The sequence below is a fragment of the Curtobacterium sp. LFS084 genome (genome assembly GCF_047977705.1).
In the GTDB taxonomy this organism is placed as follows: Bacteria; Actinomycetota; Actinomycetes; order Actinomycetales; family Microbacteriaceae; genus Curtobacterium.
Genome location: NZ_JBFPFM010000036.1, coordinates 1 through 18,599, shown reverse-complemented (window position 1 = coordinate 18,599; position 18,599 = coordinate 1). Strand labels below are relative to the sequence as shown.

Sequence of the window (18,599 nt, the reverse complement as noted above, 5' to 3'; positions counted from 1 at the left end):
CCACAACGCTAGTGGCCCGGGCCGACTGGAACGGCCCGGGAGGCGCGCCTCACCGTGCCAGGAAGGACTCCAGTTCCGCGGTGGTCGGGTACGACGCCTGCGCGCCCGCCTTCGTCGCGGCGTACGCCCCGACACCGACCGCGAACCGCGCGGCCTCGACGAGCGGGTCGCCCGCGGCGAGGCGGAGCGCCACCGCCCCCATGAACGCGTCCCCGCAGCCCGTGGTGTCCACCGGCTCGACCCGCACGGCGTCGATCGACACCGGCTCGGCGTCGCCGTCGTGCACGACGCAGCCCGAACCGCCCCGGGTCACGATCGACCGTCGGACGCCGTGCTCCCCGAGCTCGGCGGCCTCGTGCTCGTTGACGAGCAGGACGTCGGTCAGCTCGAGCAGCTCCGCCGGGACGGCACCGAACGGGGACAGGTTCGTGAGCACCGTGACCCCGGCGGCGTGCGCTGCGCGGGCGGCGGCCAGGACGACGTCGACCGAGACCTCGAGGCAGAGACCGAGCACGCCGGCACCGTCGAGGGCATCGGCGGGGACGTCGTCCGGGGTCAGCGTGCCGTTCGCGCCGGCGGAGATCACGATGGTGTTCTCCCCTGCGCCGTCGACCGTGATGACGGCCGTGCCGGTGGCGACGCCCTCCCGGACCGCGACGTGCGTCGTGTCGACACCCGCCGCCGCGACGGAGTCGCGCAGCAGTCGACCGTTCCCGTCGTCGCCGACCGCACCGATCATGCGCACGGTGCCCCCGAGCCTCCCGGCTGCCACCGCCTGGTTGGCGGACTTGCCTCCAGGCAGGATCGCGAGGTCGGACCCCTGGAGGGTCTCACCGGGCTTCGGGAAGCGCTCCGTGCGGACCACCAGGTCCGCGTTGAGGCTGCCGACGACGACGATGCCGGTCATGCGGCGACTCCTGTCTCGGCCGAGGCCGGGCGCGGGATGAGGAAGGACGTGGCGAGTGCCGCGCAGGTGATCACGGCACCGAGCAGCATGCCACCGGAGTAGCCGGCGGTGCCCGCGGACCCGCCGGTCCCGAGCGCGATCTGGAGCGCCGGGAGCACGGCGAAGCTGATGCCGGCGCCGAGGTTGAAGGCACCCGCGTTCAGGCCGGGCAGGAAGCCGGGGTTCGACTCCGGCGAGAGGACGATGCCGAGGCCGTTCAGGATGATGTTCGCGATGCCCGCGTAGGTGATGCCGATCAGGACCGTCGCCGCGACGAGCACGGGCAGCGAGTGCACGCCGACGAACGCCATGACGAGCGTCGCGACGATGCTCCCGACCAGGCCGACGCGGAGCACGGCGCGGTAGCCGAGCGTCGGCGCGAGCCGACCGGCGAACGGACCGACGATCCAGCCGACCAGCGCGTACGGGGTGAGGAACGCGAGCGAGGCGAGGTCCGCCTCCATCCCGAAGCCGGCATCCGGGTTCTGCGCGAGGCTCGTGACCAGTCCGTTCACGACCGCGAACACACCCGTCATCGTGAGCAGTGTCGTCACGAGGAGCGCCCAGGTCCCGCGGCGCTTGAGGAACCGCGTCTCGACGAGCGGCTCGCGCACCCGCGACTCGACCGCCCAGAAGACCCCGAAGGCGACGAGCGCGACGACGATGCCGCCCACCACGAGCCCCCAGTTCGCGGCGGCGAGCTTGCCCGCCTCGTTGAACGCGGTGAGCAGGGCGCCGACGCTGACGACCAGCGGGAGCACACCCCACCAGTCCATCCGGGTGCCGGCGGACGGCTTCGACTCCACACCCCACACGGCGACCATGAGCGCGGCCACGACGGTGACGACCGCGATGACCCAGAAGATCCCGCGGAACCCGAAGTGGGTCGCGATCCAGCCGCCGGCGAGGGCGTCGACGCCCGCGATGCCGCCGTTCACCGCGGTGAGGAGGCCGAGCGCGGCGCCGTAGCGCTTCGGGTCGGCGATCTCGTTGCGGAGGATGAGCAGGCCGATCGGGACGACCGGGCCGGTGACGCCCTGGATCATGCGACCTGCGAAGAGCATCGGCACGTTCACGGCGAGCGCTGCGACGACGCTGCCGACGAGCATCACGGCGAGCATGCCGAGCAGCACGCGCTTGCGGCCGACGATGTCGGACAGGCGCGGGAGGAACAGCGAGAACAGCGCGGCCAGGGTGAAGAACAGCGTCTGCGAGAGCCCGATGGTGGCGTCGTCGGTGCGCAGCTCGCGGGCCATCGTCACGAGCGCCGGGCTGAGCATGCTCGCGTTGAGCTGGAACGCGACGCAGGCGGCGAGGAGCGCGGCGGTCAGGGCAGCGATGGACTGCTTCGAGGTGGTCGACTTCGTCGTCGAGGTGGTCATGGTGTGTCAGTGCTCCGTCGGTGCTGCGGTGGTGGTGGCCGGACGCGGGGTCCATCCGGTGTCGGGGGTCTCGCCGATGCGCTCGAGGGCGTCGACGACGAGGTCCCAGAAGCGGCCGTGGTCGAGCTCGAGTGCGGCGCTCGTGCGGCAGCCCTCCGGCGCCGGCTGGCGGAAGTCGGCCACGGTCATGCCGAGGGTGTGCACGCCCTGCGTCTCGATCGTGATCGGCACCTTCACGGCGCGGACGACGGTCGGGTCGATGACGTACGCGACGGCGCACGGGTCGTGCACGGGCGGGGCGTCGAAGCCCTGGGCGTCCTTGTACGTCTGGCCGAAGAAGTCGAGCAGCTCGCCGACGAACGCGGCCGGGGCGGTGCCGACGGCGGCGATGCGCGCGGCGACCTCGGGGGTGGCGAGCGCCTGGTGCGTGAGGTCCAGGCCGACCATCACGACGTCCCAGCCGGCGCTGAAGACGATGTCCGCGGCCTCGGGGTCGATGACGATGTTGAACTCGGCGACGGGGCTCCAGTTGCCGACGTGCACGCCGCCGCCCATCAGCACGATCTGCTTGACGCGCTCGACGATGCGGGGTTCCCTGCGGGCCGCGAGGGCGATGTTCGTCAGGCCGCCGGTCGGCACCAGGGTCACGGTGCCGGGCTCGTGGGCCATGACGGTCTCGATGATGAGGTCGACCGCGTGCCGCTCGTCGAGCGCGAAGGACGGCTCCGGGAGCATCGGCCCGTCGAGCCCGCTCTCGCCGTGGATGTCACCGGCGACCTCGATCTCGCGGAGCAGGGGGCGCTCGGAGCCGGCGGCGAACGGCACCCCGGTGATCCCGGCGATCCGGGCGACGGCGAGGGCGTTCCGCGTGACCTTCGGGAGCGTCTGGTTGCCGACGACGGTGGTCACGGCGAGGAGCTCGATGTCGGGGTTGCCGTGGGCCAGCAGCATCGCGACGGCGTCGTCGTGGCCGGGGTCACAGTCGAGGATGATCTTCTCGGGCACGCGGGGCGCTCCACTTCTTCGGGGACGAGGTCGGTGGCTCGACGAGGTGGGGATCCGCGGGAGGATCAGCTCCCGCGGCACGTCAAGCGTTTGACATGGAAACACGTCAAGCGTTTGACGTCAAGTCGACTGGGGCGCCTCCGTGTCGGGACCGCTCCGCTCGGTAGCATCGACGCGTGCCAGCCCCCGCCACCTCCGGCCGTCGTGTGACCGCAGCGATGGTGGCCGAGCGCGCGGGGACGAGCATCGCCACGGTGTCACTCGTCGTGAACGGCAAGGACCGCGGCCGGGTCTCGGTGCCGATCGCGACACGGGTGCGCGACGCCGTCGATGAGCTCGGGTACGTCGTCGACCACGCCGCCAGCTCGCTCGCGCGGGGCAGCGGCGACCTCGTCGTCCTGATCGCCCCCGACCTGTCGAACCCGTTCTTCGCCGAGGTCATCCGCGGCGTGCGCGACACGGTGGGCGACCGGTTCCAGCTCGTGCTCTCCGTCACCGAGCGCGGCGCACAGCCCGTCGCCGCCGACGTCCGACGGTTCGAGCGACTGCGACCGGCGGGGATCCTCGTGGACGCACCCGCCGCCGACGAGCCGATGACCGCGACCGTCCCCGTCGTCCTCCTCGACGCCCCCGGTGGCGACGAAGCCGTCAACTACGACCTCTCCCCCGGCGTCGACGAACTCGTCGCCCACCTGCGTGAGCGCGGGCACCGGCGGGTCGGCTACCTCGACGGGACCTCGCGCGCGGCGACGTTCGGCGTCCGCCGGGAGCTGTTCGAGCAGGCGTGCGCGGCGGCCGGCATCGCGGTGTCCGAGGTCACGGCTCGCGCCGACCTGACGGTGGACGCCGCTGCGTCGGCGACGGAGCACGTCATCGAGGCGTGGCAGGACGACGCGGTCACGGCGGTCGTCGCCGCGGCCGACACCCTGGCGTACGGGGTGCTCCGGGTCGCCGGGCGGCTCGGCATCGCCGTCCCCGAGGACCTCGCCGTCGCCGGCTTCGACGACCTGCCGTCGTCGTCGGTCACCGCGCCGGCGCTGACGAGCGTCGCACTGCCGGGCGCCGACCTCGGCCGGGCCGCGGCGCTGCGGCTGCTCGCCACGCTCGACGGCACCGCGCCCGAGGCCGCGGTCCTGCCCACCCACCTGGTCCGGCGCGCGAGCACGGGCGCGTAGCGCCCGCCGCAGGCGCGGCGAGCCGCGCCGCGCCGGAACGATCTCACGCGCGGACCGACACCTCACGCGCCGTTCGGGGCGTGAGGTGTCGGTGGACGCGTGAAGTCGTCACCACAGACCGGACGGGAGGCGCGGTGCGAGCTGGCACCGCGCCTCCCGTCCCCGTGTGCTGGCGGTCAGCGCCCCGAACGGTCCGGGCCGGCGTCCGCAGGCTGGGGCTCGGGCTCGGAGGCGCCAACCGTGTGCCCCGCACGCTGCGCGCGCTCCAGCTCGTCGGCCTCGGCGCCGCCGACGGCCTCGCCACGGGCGACCATGCCGGCCGTGTCGGACAGCGTGATCTGCGGCAGGAACAGTGCGAGCAGGAACGCCACCGCGATGAACGGCAGCAGGTACCAGAACACCGGCGCCAGCGAGTCGGCGTACGCGTTCACGATCCCGTCCTGCACCGCCTCGGGGAGCTTCGCCACCGTCGCCGGGTCGATGCTGCCCGCCGACGACGCCGCGTCGGTCGCCGAGCCGCCGGCGCCCCGGAACACGTCCGTGAGCGACGTCGTGAGCCGCGCGGTGAAGAGCGCACCGAACACGGCGGTGCCGAGGGAGGCGCCGACCTCGCGGAAGTAGTTGTTCGTCGAGGTCGCGGTCCCGACCTGCTCGGCCGGCACCGCGTTCTGCGCCACGAGGACGACCACCTGCATGATGAGGCCGAGCCCCGCACCGAAGACGAACAGGTAGGCGCAGATGAGCCAGATCGGGGTGTCCGCCGCGAGCTGGGTCATGGCGAGCATCGCGAGGGCGACCAGGACCGTCCCGACGATCGGGAACATCCGGTAGCGGCCGGTCTTCGTGATCAGGGTGCCGGACGCGATCGACGTGCCGATCAGGCCGACCATCATCGGCAGCATGAGGAGCCCCGAGACCGCCGCCGAGGTGCCGGACGCCATCTGCAGGAACGTCGGGACGAAGCCGATCGCGGCGAACATGCCGATGCCCAGCACGAGGCCGATGCCGGTCGCGAGCAGGAACGTGCGGTTCCGGAAGAACGACAGCGGGAGGACCGGGTCCGCGGCACGCGACTCGACGAGGACGAGGAGCGCCGCGGCCACGACGAGCCCGGCGAACCAGGCCCAGGTCTCGGGGGCGTCCCAGCCGTGGTCCTTGCTGCCGCCGAACTCCGAGAAGAACACCAGGCAGGTGGTCGCGGCGGACATGAACAGCACACCGAGGACGTCGATCCGCTTGGTCGCCTTCTTGCTCGGCAGGGTCAGCGCGAACCACGCGACGAAGAACGCCGCGATCCCGACGGGGATGTTGATGTAGAACGCCCAGTTCCAGGTGAGGTGGTCGACGAAGAAGCCGCCGAGGAGCGGGCCGCCGATCGCGGACAGGCCGAAGATCGCGCCGAGCGGGCCGAGGTACTTGCCGCGCTGCGAGGCCGGCACGATGTCCGCGATGATCGCCTGCGACAGGATCATCAGACCGCCACCGCCGAGGCCCTGCACGGCGCGGAACACCACGAGCTGGGTGAAGTCGCCGGCGAAGGCACACCCGGCCGACGCGATGGTGAACAGGGCGATCGCGATGAGGAACAGGTTACGCCGACCGAGGACGTCACCGAACTTGCCGTAGACCGGCATCACGATGGTCGAGGCGAGCAGGTAGCCGGTCGTCAGCCACGCCTGGTGTGCGACGCCGCCGAGTTCGCCGACGATGGTGGGCATCGCCGTCGAGACGATGGTCTGGTCGAGGCTGGAGAGCAGCATCCCCGCGATGAGCGCGGAGAAGATGATCCAGATCCGGCGCTGCGTGAGGAGCAGCGGCCCGTCGGTGCCTGGGCGGGCACGCTTGGTGGTGCCCGGCGCGGTGGCGCTCATTCGGTGGTGTCCTGTCCGGTCGTGGTGGCCGCCCGCATCAGGCGGAGGTTCTCGGTGAGCAGCTCGTCGAAGGGCGGGCCGGTGGTCTCGTCGAACGCGTCGTCGAAGAACGTCTCCGCCGTCACCTTGAGCAGCCCCGCCGCGGCCTCGGTGACGAGGCGGGCACGACGGTCCGCCGGGTCGTCCCACCCGAAGCGCACACGGACGGCGGCCGTGATCCGGCCGAGCTGCACGTCGGTCGCCGAGAGGAACCGGGCGACGAGCGCCGGCTCCCGCTCGAAGACCCCGCGGACGAGGACCTCGTCGGCGCGGTCGATCCCCGCCCGGTGGAACTGGTCGATCGCCAGCGCGACGATCGAGTCGAGCGGTGGGAGGTCGGCCCGGACGACGCCGCCCGCGGCGTACGCGTCGATGGCCTCGACGTCCGCGTTGATCTCGATGCCGAGCACGGCGTCGTCCTTCGACGCGAAGTGGTTGAAGAACGTCCGCCGGGACACCCCGACCGTCTCGCAGAGCTGCTCGATCGTGAAGCCGTGCAGCCCGTGCTCGACGGTCGCCCGACGTGCCTCGACGATCATGCGTCGGCGCAGCGCGCGGGTGCGTTCGGTGGTGCTCACCGAACAAGAATTGCACTATCGCACTGAGAGTGCAATGTGCGATCGGGGTACCGCTACAGCGCCTTCTCGAAGCAGAACGACCACGGCATCGTCGCGGCGTAGGGCTCGTACACGGGGATCGGCGACCACCCGGTCTTCTCGTAGAGGGCGACGGCCTCGGGCTGCTTGTCGCCGGTCTGCAGGATCAGCCGCGCGGCACCCGACTCGCGCCCGACGCGCTCCCCCTCGGCGAGCAGGGCCGTCGCGGCCCCCTTGCCACGGGCGGCGGCGAGGACGATGAGACGCTTCAGCTCGACCTCGTCCCCGAGGCGGCGGACGGCGATGTGCCCGAGGGGCTCGCCGTCGTCGTCGAGCGCGAGGATCGAGGTGATGATCGTGGCCGGGTCCACCGCGAGCGCCCGGTCGCGTTCGGCGGTGACCGCCGGGTCCTCGTCGCCGTTCGACGAGCCGTACCGCTCGTGCATCTCCTCGTCCATGCGGGCGCGGAGCGCCACGCCACGGGGGTCCTCCCACGGAACGCGTTCGATCGTGATCACGACCGTCGATCCTGTCACGGATGCCGCCGTCGGCGCGACGTGGGCACGGAGCGCACGGCCGTCCAGGAGGCGCGGATCGCCCCCTGCACGGCCGTCGCGTCCGTCAGACGGTGATCGACTCGCCCGCGGGCAGGATGCGGATCGGCACCGGTCCGAGCCCGTCCGGGCCGAGGAACCGCGCGGCGGACTGCTGGCCGAGCTCGCTCAGCATCGCCTCGTGGATCTGCACGGCGCGCTCGGGCGCGACCTCGCGGACGTAGTCGACGGCCTCGGCGGTGCTCGTCCACGGCCCGCTGGTCGGCAGGAGGAGGGTCTCGACCGGGACACCGGGCACGAGGTACGCGTCACCGGGGTGGAAGACGGTGCCGTCCACGAGGTAGCCGACGTTCGCGATCGTGGGGACGTCGCGGTGGATGACGGCGTGCTCCTCGCCGAAGACCTGCACCGAGAACGGCCCGACCTCGAACGCGTCGCCGGCGCTGACCGCGACCACGCGGCCGTCGTGTGCGCCGAGCTGCTCGACGATCGCCGCCGGTCCGCACACCACGAGGGTGTCGTCGGCGTCGAGCCCGGCACGGACGGCGTCGATGTCGAAGTGGTCGGGGTGCTCGTGCGTGACGAGGACCGCGGTCGCGGCACGGACGAGGTCGGCCGCCTCCGGCGTGAACGCGCCCGGGTCGATGACGAGGGTGGTGCCGTCCTGCTCGAGGACGACCGTGGCGTGGTTGTACTTCGTCAGCTGCATGCCGAAAGTCTACAACTGTGTTGTAGGACTCCGTCCGGCGCACGGTGAGGAAGCGTTCAGTCCGCCCGTCGTGCGATGCGTTCGAACAGCTCCGGCAGCCGCTGCAGCACCGCGCGCTCCTCGTCGTCGAGCTCCTCGCGCAGGGCGGCCGCGAGCCAGTCCGCACGCGCGTCCATCTCGTCCTGCAACACGGTTCGGCCCGCAGCGGTGATGCCGATCACCGACACCCGGCGGTCGGTGTCCGAGGCCGCGCGCTCGACGAGGCCGAGGTCGGCGAGCTCGGCGACCGTCCGGGACTGCCCCTGGTGCTTCACGCCGCGCCGTCTGGCGAGGTCCGCGATGGTCATCGGCCCCTCGCGGTGCAGGAACCCGAGCGTCGTGGAGTGCGTCGTCGGCAGGGCGTCGGACTCGCGGCGGATCGCGCGCACGACCCGTCCGATCGCGTGCCGGAGCTGCGCGGCGAGCTCGTCGGTCGGGTCCATCCCCCGACCGTACCGCCGACCCAGCCCGGGCTACCGACCGGCGCCGTCCTTGTCGGCCCGGTCGTCGGACACGGTCGCCACGTGCAGGATGCGGTCGCGGACGACGTCCGCCGCGCGGTCGTCCGCCGTCACCACGACCCGGACCGTCGGCCCGTCAGTCGCGAGCACGGTCCGGCCGTGCTCGGCCCCGCCGACCACCACGTCGAGGGGCGTGGTCCGGACGACGGGCTCGACCTCACCCGCCGCGATCGCCGCCGCCAGCGGGTCGTGGAGCGGTGCCCGGCGGACGTGGTCGACCGACTCGTAGAAGTCGACGTAGCTCCGCAGCATCGTGCCGAGTGCGACCCGCAGTGGATCGCCGGCCGCCGTGAACCGGTCGGCGTCGGCGTCGTCGAAGCGGTGCTGCCGGGTGACGTCGAGCGGCACGAGCACGAGGTCGAAGCCGGCGCGGAGGACCCGACGGGCGGCCTCGGCGTCGTTGTGCACGTTCGCCTCGGCCGTCGGCGACACGTTGCCCACGTCCCACACCGCGCCGCCCATGATCGTGAGCGTGCCGACGAGCTCCGGCAGTCGCGGCTCGGCCTCGAGCGCCACGGCGAGGTTCGTCAGCGGCCCGATGGCCAGGACGTCGAGCTTCCGGTCACCCGTGGCGTGTTCGCGTGCGAGCCGGACGAGGAGCTCGGCCGCGGGGTCGTCCGCGGCGGCGACCCCCGGCGCCAGCTCGACGCCGCCGATGCCGTTCGCCCCGTGCACGTGCGGTGCGCCGCCGCCGTACGAGCCGCCGATCGGGTCGTTGGCGCCGATCGCGACGGGCACCGTCCGGCCGCACAGGGCGAGGAGCGCCGCGGTGTTCGCCGCGGCCGTCGCGGCGTCGGTGTTGCCGGACACCGTGCCGATGCCGACCAGGTCGACGTGCGGGACGTCGAGCAGGTAGGCGAGGGCGAGGGCGTCGTCGACACCGGTGTCGCAGTCGAGGAAGAGCGGGACGGTGGCGGTGGTCACCCCGTCATCCTCCCATCGCCACCCAGACCGGGAAGGCCGCCGCGGCGCTCCACGCCTGCGGACGACAGGCGGCCGGGTACGGTGCCGGGCGTGCGACCTCGGACACGTCGTCCCCCGCGTGCAGCTCGGGCATCCGGAAGTCGAACGCGACCGCCGCCGCGAGGAGCTGCTCCGCCAGCGTCCGGGCCGCGTCGTGGTGTCCGGAGCGGGTGAGGCCGGCGATCACCACGGCGGTGTCGTGCGCCCAGACGGTGCCGCCGTGGTAGCTCAGCGGCCAGTACCCGGCGGCCGTCGTGGACAGGGTCCGCAGACCGAAGCCGCTCGCCATGTCCGGGCGCACGACCCGGTCGGCGACCACGGCCTCCTCGTCCGGGGTGAGCACTCCCGTGCCGAGCAGGTGTCCGATGTTGCTCGTCGCGGAGTCGACCGGCCGCTTGTCGGCGTCGAGGGCGATCGCCGGGTACCGGCCCACCTCGTCGGCCACCCAGAACGCGGCGCGGAAGCGTTCGGCGAGCCGCGCCGCCCATGCACGCCAGCCGTCCCCGCCGTCCCGTCCGAAGGCGTCGAGCAGGTCGGCACCGTGCACCGCGGCCTCGTGGGCGTAGCCCTGCACCTCGCACAGCGCGATCGGTCCCGTGGCGAGTGTGCCGTCGCGCCACTGCACGCTGTCGCCGGAGTCCTTCCAGCCCTGGTTCGCGAGGCCGCGGCCGGACTCGTCGACGTACTCGAGCAACCCGTCGCCGTCGGCGTCGCCGTGGTCGCGCATCCACGCGAGCGCCCGCTCCAGCGCGGGCAGGAGCGCCTCGACCTCGGCGTCGGGGAGCCCGGCACGCCACGCGTCGTGCAGCAGGCACACCCAGAGCGCGGTCGCGTCGACCGTGCCGTAGTACAGCGGCGGCAGCGAGATCTCGTCGTTGTCGACCGGCAGGGACGCCTGGCGCAGCTCGTGCATGATCTTGCCGGGCTGCTCGGCGGTCGTCGGGTCGTCGCGGGTGCCCTGCAGGGCGGCGAGGACCCGGAGCGTGCCGCCGGCGGTGCTCGTGTCGACGGGCAGCAGGAACCGGGCGGCCCAGATCGAGTCGCGGCCGAACAGCGTGAAGAACCAGGGGGCGCCGGCGGCGATGAACTCGCCCTCCGGCCGTGCGAGCCGGAGCGCGTCGAGGTCGTCCGTCGCCCGCTCGAGCCACCGCCGGAGCCGGTCGTCCCGCACGTCGGCCGGTGCGTCGAACGGACGCGGGGTCCGCACCCCGGACACCACGGCGTCGGGGGTCCGGACCGCGCAGTCCCAGCCGAGCTCGACCTCGTGCGCCCGACCGACGCGCCACCGCAGCACGACGTCGTCGCCGTCCACCGTGACCGCGGCACCGGGTGCCTCGAGCCGGACCTCGACCGACCCGGCGGTCCACGTGGCGTGGGCGCCGTCGGCCGTGGCGGTCACGGGCACCCGACCGAGGCCGGCCTTCACCGCGTCCATCCCCGCCGCGTCCGGTCGGATCCGCACCGTGACCTCGAGCGGGTCGACGCCGGCGGCGGTCCCGCGCAGGCGATCGGTGACCCGCAACCGCTCGGACACCCCGTCGATGCGGACGGTCCGGCGACGGTCGAGCCGGACGTCCGGGTCCGCACCGGCGCCGTCGAGCCCGCGCAGGAGTCCGCTGAACACGACCGCACGGGCGCCGGACGGCACGACCGCGACCGGCTCGACGTCGGTGCCGGCGACCCGCACGTCGACCCTGGCGACGAACCGTTGGTCGCCGGTCCAGTAGCCGTGCACCGGGTTGGCACCGATCGATCCGTCCCGACCCGACCACGCCTGGGTCGGCGCGGCGACGACGACCACCTCGTCGTGCAGCAGCGGCTGCAGCGGCACGGTCGGCGTGACCGCGGTCGTGGGACTGGTGGAGGTGGTGGTGGAGGTCACGGGGTCTCCTGGTCGACGGGCTCGGGCCCGGTCTCGGTCTCGGTCTCGGTCTTGGTGGGCTCCACGGCGGCCGGTGGACCGGTGCGGTGGGGGTGGGGGTGGGGCGCGTCGGAGGGCGGGCGGGGCGTCACTCCTTGACCGCCCCGTCGCTGGTGTTCATGATCCGCCGCTGGAAGACGAAGAACGCGACGGCCACCGGGATGGTCATGACGAACGCCGCCGCGAGCTTCACGGGGAACTGGTTCCCGGCGCTCAGCGCGCCCGAGGCGAGCGATGCGACGCCCTTCGTGAGCGTGGTCAGGTCGGGAGACGAGGTCGACACGATGAAGTGCGCGAGCTCGTTCCACGAGCCCTGGAACGACAGGATCGTGATCGTCACGACGGCCGGACGCGCCATCGGGAGCACGATCGACCAGAACGTCCGGAACGTGCCGGCGCCGTCGATCTTCGCCTGCTCCTCGACGCTCGCCGGGATCGACTCGAAGAAGTTCTTCATGATGAACACCCCGGCGGCGTCCACCAGCAGCGGCACGATCATGCCCGAGTACGAGTCGTACATGCCGAGCTGGTTGATCACGAGGAACTTCGGGATGAGCAGGACCACGCCCGGCACCGCCATCACGGCGATGAGCAGGGCGAAGACCGTCTGCCGCCCGGGGAACCGGAGTCGCGCGAGGGCGTAGCCGGCAAGCGAGTCGAAGAAGATCCGACCGAGCGTGACGAACACCGCGACGATGATCGAGTTCATCGCCCAGATCCCGAAGTCCGAGTTCTCGAAGAGGGTCTGGAAGGCGGCCCCCGTCCACGTCACGGGGAGCGCGAGCGGGTGCAGGGAGGCGTCCTGGTCCGTCTTGAACGCGTTCACGATCGCGACGTAGAAGGGCAGCAGGTAGACGACGGCGATGAGCGCGCCGACGACCAGCAGGGCCACGCCGCGCGGCGTGGTCCGCCTGGGCCGTCGGCCCGGGCCGGGTGTCTCGGTGCCGGTGGCGGCGGGGCGGGGTGGCACCGCGCCTCCTGGACCTGCCGTACGCCAGGCGCGGGTCGGCTCGGTGCCGCCGCCGGCGGTCGCCGACGTGGGTGCGCTGGTCATCGGGTGCTCCTCTGCTCGATCCACCGCATCCGTCGGCGGGACACCGGCCGGTCGCGCAGCGCCCAGCGCTGCAGCAGCGTGAAGACGACGATGATGCCGAACAGGATGAAGGCGATGGCGGCGCCGACGCCCCACTGCTGGCTGCCGTTGAAGGCGGCGGAGTACGACAGGTAGGCCGGGGTCAGCGTGGTGTTCGCCGGGGCACCCTTGGTGCCCGTGTAGATCTGGTCGAACACCTGCCACGTGCCGATCAGGCCGAGGGTCAGCACCGTGAAGAGCGTCGGGCGCAGCTGCGGCAGGGTGACCCGCCAGAACCGCGTCCACGATCCGGCGCCGTCGATCATCGCCGCCTCGTCGACGTCCGGCGACAGGTTCTGCAGCGCCGCGACGAAGAGCAGCATGAACGTGCCGCTCGTCGTGAACACCGCGAGCAGGATGAACGCCGTCATCGCGACCGACGGGCCCGCGAGCCACTCCCACCACGAGACGCCGAGCAGTGTGTGGTCGGCGAGGAACGCCGGCGGGGTGCCCGCACCGAGGTGGAACAGCCCGGTCGGCTCGTTGAACCAGTTCGGTCCGGTGATCCCGATCCAGCTGATGACCTTGTTCACGGCACCGGTGGACGAGAACAGGAACAGCCAAAGGACGGTGATGGCGACGGAGCTCGTCACCGAGGGGAAGTAGAACGCGGTCCGGAAGAACCCGCGCCCGCGCAGCGCCCGTCCGCTGACGAGCAGGGCGAGCCCGAGCGCGACGGCGGTCTGCAGCGGCACGACGAACACGACGTACCAGAGGTTGTTCCGCAGCGCGGTGCCGAAGTTCTGCTCGTCGAGGCCTCCGCCGCCGAGGATCTTCGCGTAGTTCTGCCCGCCGACGAAGGAGACGTCGGACGAGAACGGACTGCCGACCCCACGCCAGTCGGAGACGCTCACCCACGCGGCCATCAGGACGGGGACGAGCAGGAACAGGCCGAGGACGATGATCGTCGGCGCGGTGAACAGCCAGCCCGAGACGGCCTCGGCGCGGTTCTTCCGGGACACGTCCGTCAGCCCTTCAGCGCGGCGGCCATGTTCTTCTGGACGCCCTCGAGCAGGGTCTTCGTGTCGGTCGTCCTGAGGCTGCCGAGCTTCGAGTCGAAGTCGGCGAGGACGTCGGCGGTCCCGGATGCGTTCGGCAGGCCCTGGGCGGCGTCGGCCTGGTCGAGGAACGCCGCGTCCCGGGGGTACTCCTGCTTCCAGGTGCTCGCGGCCGACTCGACCGAGGGCATCACGCCGAAGGCCTTCGCGAATGCCAGCTGCTGGTCCGTGCTCGTCATCTTCTCGACGAAGGACAGCGCCGCCTTCTGGTTCGGCGAGTCCTTGGCGATGCCCCAGCAGTTCGTGAACTGCAGGGTGCCGGCGCCCTTCGGCCCCTTCGGCAGGGCGACGACCCGGTAGTCGACGCTCGGGTAGCTCGACGACATCGCACCGGTGAGCCAGTTGCCCTCGATCGTCATCGCCGCCTTGCCCTTGCCGAAGGCGTCACCGCCCCAGCTCTCGCCGAGGTCGCTCGAGAACTGCATCGAGCCGTCCTGGAGCAGCCCCTTGACGTAGTCGAGTGCCTCGACGTTCGCGCTCGAGTCGACCGTCGCCTTCGTCTGGGCGCTGTTCGTCAGGGCGCCGCCGGCCTGGGCCATAAACGCACCGAGGCGTTCGACCTGGGGGCTCGTGGTCAGGCCGACCCGACCGTCACGGGTGAGCTTCTCGGAGACGGTCTTCAGCTGGTCCCACGTGGTGGGGACGTCGCTGTCGGTGAGCCCGGCGGCCTTCCAGTCCTTCGTGTTGATGAACAGCGCGAGCGTGGAGAAGTCCTTCGGTGCGCAGTAGAGCGTGCCGTCGACGGTGAACGACTTCGTGAGCGTCGGGTAGAAGTCGCTCGAGCCCTGCAGCCGGTCGCCGTACGCCAGCAGCGAGCCGTTCGCCGCGTACCCGGCGAGGGACGACGTGCTCACGTAGAAGACGTCGGCGGGCTTGCCGGCCGCGAAGCCCTGGGCGAGCTGCTGGTCGAGGTTGTTCGCGGGCTGCACGGTCGCATCGGTGCCGGAGGACTTCGACCACGCGGCGGCGGCGCTCTTCACGGCGGCGGTCTCGGCGTCGCCGGACGAACCGATCAGGACGGTGAGCGGGTCGTTGCTCGAGGTGAGCTTCGCGGCGGAGCCGCCGGAGCCCCCGGAGCCGCTGGTCCCCGAGCTGGAGAAACCGGATCCGCAGGCGGAGAGGGTCAGGGCTGCGGTGAGCGCCATCGCTCCCGCGGTCAGCATGCGTGCTGTGCGTCGTTGCATCAGGGGGACTCCTCGTCGAGTTCGTACTTCGATCGTTCAAATTTGATCGATCAAACGAGTCGACCATACACCGCGGAGGCGCTACGGTGAACCCCATGTCGCATCCCGCCACCGTCGCCGACGTCGCCCTCGCCGCCGGCGTCTCGCGGCAGACGGTGTCGAACGTGCTGAACCGGCCCGAGGTCGTCCGACCCACGACGCTCTCGCGGGTGCAGGCCGCCATCGACGACCTCGGGTACCGCCCGCACGCGTCCGCCCGGCGCCTCCGCACCCGCCAGAGCTCGACCCTCGGCGTCCGGCTGGAACCGGTGCACGGCATCTCCGGCGCGGTGCTCGACCGCTTCCTGCACGCCCTGGTCGACAGCGCCGACGAGCGCGGCATGCGCATCCTGCTCTTCACGGCCACCGACGTCGACGACGAACTCGCCCACATCGAACGCCTCGTCGAGGGGTCGGACGTCGACGGGTTCGTCCTCTCCTCGACCTTCCACGGCGATCCGCGTGCGGTCTGGCTCGGCACGCGGGACATCCCCTTCGTGACCTTCGGGCGACCGTGGGGGCTGCCGGACATGGACGCCGCACCGCACCCCTGGGTGGACGTCGACGGGCGAGCGGGCGTGCACGACGCCACCGCGCACCTGCTCGCCCGGGGGCACCGGCGGATCGGGTTCCTGGGGTGGCCGAGCCCCTCCGGCCAGGGCGACGAGCGCCGACGGGGCTGGCAGGACGCGATGCGCGCCGCCGGTCTGCCCGAGGACGCCGGGCTCACCTGCGGGGACGACGTGACGGCGGCCACCGCGACGGTGGCGGACGCCCTCCGGCACGGCGAGGGGTTCGACGCCCTCGTCTGCGCGTCCGACACGCTCGCCCTCGGGGCGCGGTTCGCCCTCGGCGCGGCGGTGCCGGTGGTCGGCTACGACGACACTCCGGTGGCCGAGGCGGTCGGCATCTCGAGCGTCGAACAGCCCCTGGTCGAGGTCGCGTCGGCCGCGGTCGAGCTGCTCATGGGTGCTGGGCGGACGGTCCTGCCCGCGTCCACCGGCCACCGTCTGCTGGCACCGCGGGTGGTCTGGCGGGACTGACCCGCACAGGACACGATCGGATGACGATCGGGTCGTCCGGGACCGAGCGCGACTACCGTCCGGTCCGGGTCCGCAGGTGGGCCCGCGATCGACACCAGGGGGAACTCGTGCGACGGAACAGGACCACCGGGCTCGCGCTGCTCGCACTCGCGGCGCTCCCGCTCACCGGGTGCGCCCAGGCGACGTCGGGGGTCGGAACCGGCCCGTCCGACGGGGCGTCGACGAGTGCGGCAGCCACCACAGCTGCCCCGACCGCCCCGACGAGCGCCAGCCCTCGCCCGACGTCCACGATCACGCCCGTCCCCGGCGTGGACGACGACGCCGGGCGACTCCCCGACTCCTGCAGCGGGCTCATCACGGCCGGCAGGTGGGACTCGGCCTTCGCCGACGCCCCGCTCAACGACCCGGCCGCCGTCGGGAACCCGGTGGTGGTCCCGAAGGACGACCTCACGCCGGTGCTGCAGCCCGACGGCAAGCAGCTGTACTGCGTCTGGCGGGACCCGCAGGCGGACACGACGTTCCTGTCGATCCGGGTCGCGACGGTGGACTCGACCACGGCCTACCCACACCTGAAGTCGGCACTGAACGGCTACGACTGCTCGCTCGACGGGTACGGCTACCGCTGCCAGGAGATCTCCGAGAACAGCCAGTACCCGGTCACCGACGGCGACACCTACTACACGCGCGGCGACGTCGGCATCCACATCCAGCAGTCGAACGTCACGACGTCGGGCCTGCTCGACGACGTCATCGCACACGTCTTCTAGCGGTCGGCCGGACGCGACCGGATGTGCGCTCGCTCACCCTGGGGGCCGTACAGGCAGAGCACCTCGGTGACCTCGTCCGTGGTGTTGCCGACCCAGTGCGGCGTGTGCGTGTCGAACTCGACGACCTCACCGGGCCCGAGGTCGAAGTCGCGGTCGCCCAGGAGCAGTCGGAGTCGTCCGGACAGCACGTAGAGCCACTCGTAGCCCTCGTGCGTCCGGAGGGTCCGGTCCGTGTTCGGCGGTTCCGGCGGGATGAGCTGCTTGAACGACCGCACACCACCGGTCCGTCGAGTGAGCGGCACCACCACCCGGCCGCCGTGCACCTCCGGTGCGAGGTGTACCCGGGGATCGCCGGTCCTCGGCGCTCCGACCAGGTCGTCGAGGGGCACCTGGTACGCCCGGGCGAGCGGCAGCAGGAGCTCGAGGGTCGGCTTCCGCTGGCCGGACTCGAGCCGCGACAGCGTCGAGACCGAGATGCCGGTCTCGGCGGCGAGCGCCGCGAGCGTGACGTCCCGGCGGGTCCGCAGCGCGCGGAGTCGCGGACCGACCCCGTCGACGACCTCCGCCGTCGTGCGCGGGGTGATCCGTTCCTCCCGGTCCGTCGCCACGGCATCCATGTTGCCAGACCGGCAACGATGTTTGCCATCCATGCGTGGGGATCCGCAGGATGCACACATGCGTGATCACTACGACGTCATCGTCATCGGCGGAGCAGTCGCCGGTCTGTCAGCAGCACTCGTCCTCGGCCGGTCGCGACGGTCCGTGCTGGTCGTCGACTCCGGCGAACCACGGAACGCCCGGGCCGCAGGGGTGCACAACTACCTCGGGCGCGAGGGGGCCTCGCCGGCGGCGCTCGGAGCGGTCGGCCGCGACGAGGTGGCCGCCTACGGCGTCGAGGTGACGACCGGGAGGATCGTGGCCGCGTCCGCCACCGACGGTGGCGGTGTCGACACGGTCGGCTTCTCGGTCTCGCTGGAATCCGGCGCGGTCGTCACGGCCCGCCGGCTGGTCGTCGCCTCCGGCGCCCGGGACGTCCTGCCGGAGGTCCCGGGCCTCGCCGAGCAGTGGGGGCGCGGCGTCGTGCACTGCCCGTTCTGCCACGGGTGGGAGATCCGCGACCAGCGCATCGGCGTGCTCGTGACGTCGCCGATCGGGACACACCAGGTGCTCATGTTCCGTGCGCTCAGCGAGGACGTGACGGCGTTCGTCACGGACCCGGCACTCGTCGACGACACCACCCTGGACGGTTTTGCGGCCCGCGGTGTCCGGGTCGTGACGGGACCGGTGCGCGACGTGGTGTCCGACGGCGAGCGGCTCACCGGCGTCTCGCTGGCATCCGGCGAGTTCGTGGCGCTCGACGCCCTGGCCGCGGCGAGCACGGTCGAGGCGCAGGTCGGGTTCCTCGCGGGGCTCGGGCTCGAGGCCACCGACCAGTTCATGGGCGACCACCGCTTCGCCGGCGCGCTGACGGTGGACGGCGTCGGCCAGACGAGCGTCCGGGGTGTCTACGCCGCCGGGAACGTGGCGGCGCCGATGGCCACCGTCATCGCCTCGGCGGCTGCGGGCACGCAGGCGGGCGCGGCGCTGCACGGCGACCTCGTGCAGGCCGACCTGGCGGTGGCGCTGGCGGCGCGCGCCGCCGCGTGAGGCAGCGC

At 72.4% G+C, this 18,599-nt stretch carries 18 protein-coding genes; 4 read left to right on the top strand and 14 right to left on the bottom strand.

All coding sequences use genetic code 11. From position 1 onward, the window contains the following. Positions 1-49: 49 nt before the first annotated feature. The 3 genes from ACNQOV_RS15165 to ACNQOV_RS15155 are packed head-to-tail and all read right to left on the bottom strand — an operon-like array spanning position 50 to position 3,333. A complete protein-coding gene (locus ACNQOV_RS15165) occupies positions 50-907 on the bottom strand; it encodes a ribokinase (protein ID WP_416395538.1) in 858 nt (285 codons plus the stop codon). Beyond that, positions 904-2,328, bottom strand: a complete 1,425-nt coding sequence (locus ACNQOV_RS15160) for an MFS transporter (RefSeq protein WP_022907575.1) — start codon at positions 2,326-2,328, stop codon at positions 904-906. The genes ACNQOV_RS15165 and ACNQOV_RS15160 overlap by 4 nt, the downstream gene beginning before the upstream one ends. Positions 2,329-2,334: 6 nt before the next feature. Further along, the gene (locus tag ACNQOV_RS15155; protein WP_416395536.1) at positions 2,335-3,333 is read right to left on the bottom strand and encodes a nucleoside hydrolase; all 999 of its coding nucleotides are present in this window, start codon (positions 3,331-3,333) and stop codon (positions 2,335-2,337) included. A 176-nt stretch (positions 3,334-3,509) separates the two neighbouring features. Between ACNQOV_RS15155 and ACNQOV_RS15150 the strand changes: the two genes are divergently transcribed. Then, entirely contained in the window at positions 3,510-4,508 is a 999-nt protein-coding gene (locus tag ACNQOV_RS15150) for a LacI family DNA-binding transcriptional regulator (protein WP_416395534.1), read from the top strand. Between the two features lie 176 nt (positions 4,509-4,684). On the opposite strand, the gene ACNQOV_RS15145 is transcribed toward ACNQOV_RS15150, so the two are convergent. The 10 genes from ACNQOV_RS15145 to ACNQOV_RS15100 all read right to left on the bottom strand — a co-directional run bounded on the left by ACNQOV_RS15145 (position 4,685) and on the right by ACNQOV_RS15100 (position 15,095). Continuing rightward, a complete protein-coding gene (locus ACNQOV_RS15145; protein ID WP_416395532.1) occupies positions 4,685-6,379 on the bottom strand; it encodes an MDR family MFS transporter in 1,695 nt (564 codons plus the stop codon). Beyond that, complete coding sequence (locus tag ACNQOV_RS15140) at positions 6,376-6,996, bottom strand: TetR/AcrR family transcriptional regulator (protein WP_402268974.1); 621 nt, start codon at positions 6,994-6,996, stop codon at positions 6,376-6,378. Before ACNQOV_RS15140 ends, ACNQOV_RS15145 begins: the two co-directional genes overlap by 4 nt. A gap of 53 nt (positions 6,997-7,049) precedes the next feature. Then, complete coding sequence (locus tag ACNQOV_RS15135; protein WP_022907570.1) at positions 7,050-7,532, bottom strand: GNAT family N-acetyltransferase; 483 nt, start codon at positions 7,530-7,532, stop codon at positions 7,050-7,052. Between the two features lie 103 nt (positions 7,533-7,635). Next, positions 7,636-8,277 (bottom strand): MBL fold metallo-hydrolase, encoded by a 642-nt coding sequence (locus ACNQOV_RS15130; RefSeq protein WP_416395530.1) that lies wholly within the window; start codon positions 8,275-8,277, stop codon positions 7,636-7,638. A 56-nt stretch (positions 8,278-8,333) separates the two neighbouring features. Beyond that, a complete protein-coding gene (locus ACNQOV_RS15125) occupies positions 8,334-8,759 on the bottom strand; it encodes a MarR family winged helix-turn-helix transcriptional regulator (protein ID WP_022907568.1) in 426 nt (141 codons plus the stop codon). A gap of 30 nt (positions 8,760-8,789) precedes the next feature. Continuing rightward, positions 8,790-9,761 (bottom strand): nucleoside hydrolase, encoded by a 972-nt coding sequence (locus ACNQOV_RS15120; RefSeq protein ID WP_416395528.1) that lies wholly within the window; start codon positions 9,759-9,761, stop codon positions 8,790-8,792. Between the two features lie 4 nt (positions 9,762-9,765). Beyond that, complete coding sequence (locus tag ACNQOV_RS15115; protein ID WP_416395526.1) at positions 9,766-11,682, bottom strand: MGH1-like glycoside hydrolase domain-containing protein; 1,917 nt, start codon at positions 11,680-11,682, stop codon at positions 9,766-9,768. Positions 11,683-11,809: 127 nt separating this feature from the next. Beyond that, complete coding sequence (locus ACNQOV_RS15110) at positions 11,810-12,775, bottom strand: carbohydrate ABC transporter permease (RefSeq protein ID WP_416395524.1); 966 nt, start codon at positions 12,773-12,775, stop codon at positions 11,810-11,812. Next, on the bottom strand, positions 12,772-13,815 hold the full coding sequence (locus ACNQOV_RS15105; RefSeq protein ID WP_416395522.1) for a carbohydrate ABC transporter permease: 1,044 nt from the start codon (positions 13,813-13,815) through the stop codon (positions 12,772-12,774). The genes ACNQOV_RS15110 and ACNQOV_RS15105 overlap by 4 nt, the downstream gene beginning before the upstream one ends. A 5-nt stretch (positions 13,816-13,820) precedes the next feature. Then, entirely contained in the window at positions 13,821-15,095 is a 1,275-nt protein-coding gene (locus ACNQOV_RS15100; RefSeq protein WP_022907857.1) for a sugar ABC transporter substrate-binding protein, read from the bottom strand. A gap of 95 nt (positions 15,096-15,190) precedes the next feature. On the opposite strand from ACNQOV_RS15100, the gene ACNQOV_RS15095 reads away from it, so the two are divergent. Further along, positions 15,191-16,177, top strand: coding sequence for a LacI family DNA-binding transcriptional regulator (locus ACNQOV_RS15095; RefSeq protein ID WP_416395520.1), 987 nt, complete (start codon positions 15,191-15,193; stop codon positions 16,175-16,177). Between the two features lie 107 nt (positions 16,178-16,284). Beyond that, a complete protein-coding gene (locus ACNQOV_RS15090) occupies positions 16,285-16,944 on the top strand; it encodes a hypothetical protein (protein ID WP_416405914.1) in 660 nt (219 codons plus the stop codon). On the opposite strand, the gene ACNQOV_RS15085 is transcribed toward ACNQOV_RS15090, so the two are convergent. Continuing rightward, positions 16,941-17,561 carry a helix-turn-helix transcriptional regulator gene (locus tag ACNQOV_RS15085; protein ID WP_022907854.1) on the bottom strand — a complete coding sequence of 207 codons (621 nt, stop codon included), beginning with the start codon at positions 17,559-17,561 and terminating at the stop codon, positions 16,941-16,943. The two genes, ACNQOV_RS15090 and ACNQOV_RS15085, sit on opposite strands and share 4 nt — an antisense overlap. Before the next feature lie 58 nt (positions 17,562-17,619). Between ACNQOV_RS15085 and ACNQOV_RS15080 the strand changes: the two genes are divergently transcribed. Continuing rightward, positions 17,620-18,591, top strand: coding sequence for an NAD(P)/FAD-dependent oxidoreductase (locus ACNQOV_RS15080; protein WP_416395516.1), 972 nt, complete (start codon positions 17,620-17,622; stop codon positions 18,589-18,591). Positions 18,592-18,599 lie beyond the last annotated feature (8 nt).

Coding starts and splice junctions, on each gene's coding strand:
- ACNQOV_RS15165 (WP_416395538.1), bottom strand. CDS start 907: ATGACCGGCATCGTCGTCGTCGGCAGCCTCAACGCGGACCTGGTGGTC.
- ACNQOV_RS15160 (WP_022907575.1), bottom strand. CDS start 2,328: ATGACCACCTCGACGACGAAGTCGACCACCTCGAAGCAGTCCATCGCT.
- ACNQOV_RS15145 (WP_416395532.1), bottom strand. CDS start 6,379: ATGAGCGCCACCGCGCCGGGCACCACCAAGCGTGCCCGCCCAGGCACC.
- ACNQOV_RS15130 (WP_416395530.1), bottom strand. CDS start 8,277: ATGCAGCTGACGAAGTACAACCACGCCACGGTCGTCCTCGAGCAGGAC.
- ACNQOV_RS15125 (WP_022907568.1), bottom strand. CDS start 8,759: ATGGACCCGACCGACGAGCTCGCCGCGCAGCTCCGGCACGCGATCGGA.
- ACNQOV_RS15110 (WP_416395524.1), bottom strand. CDS start 12,775: ATGACCAGCGCACCCACGTCGGCGACCGCCGGCGGCGGCACCGAGCCG.
- ACNQOV_RS15100 (WP_022907857.1), bottom strand. CDS start 15,095: ATGCAACGACGCACAGCACGCATGCTGACCGCGGGAGCGATGGCGCTC.
- ACNQOV_RS15095 (WP_416395520.1), top strand. CDS start 15,191: ATGTCGCATCCCGCCACCGTCGCCGACGTCGCCCTCGCCGCCGGCGTC.
- ACNQOV_RS15085 (WP_022907854.1), bottom strand. CDS start 17,561: ATGGATGCCGTGGCGACGGACCGGGAGGAACGGATCACCCCGCGCACG.
- ACNQOV_RS15080 (WP_416395516.1), top strand. CDS start 17,620: ATGCGTGATCACTACGACGTCATCGTCATCGGCGGAGCAGTCGCCGGT.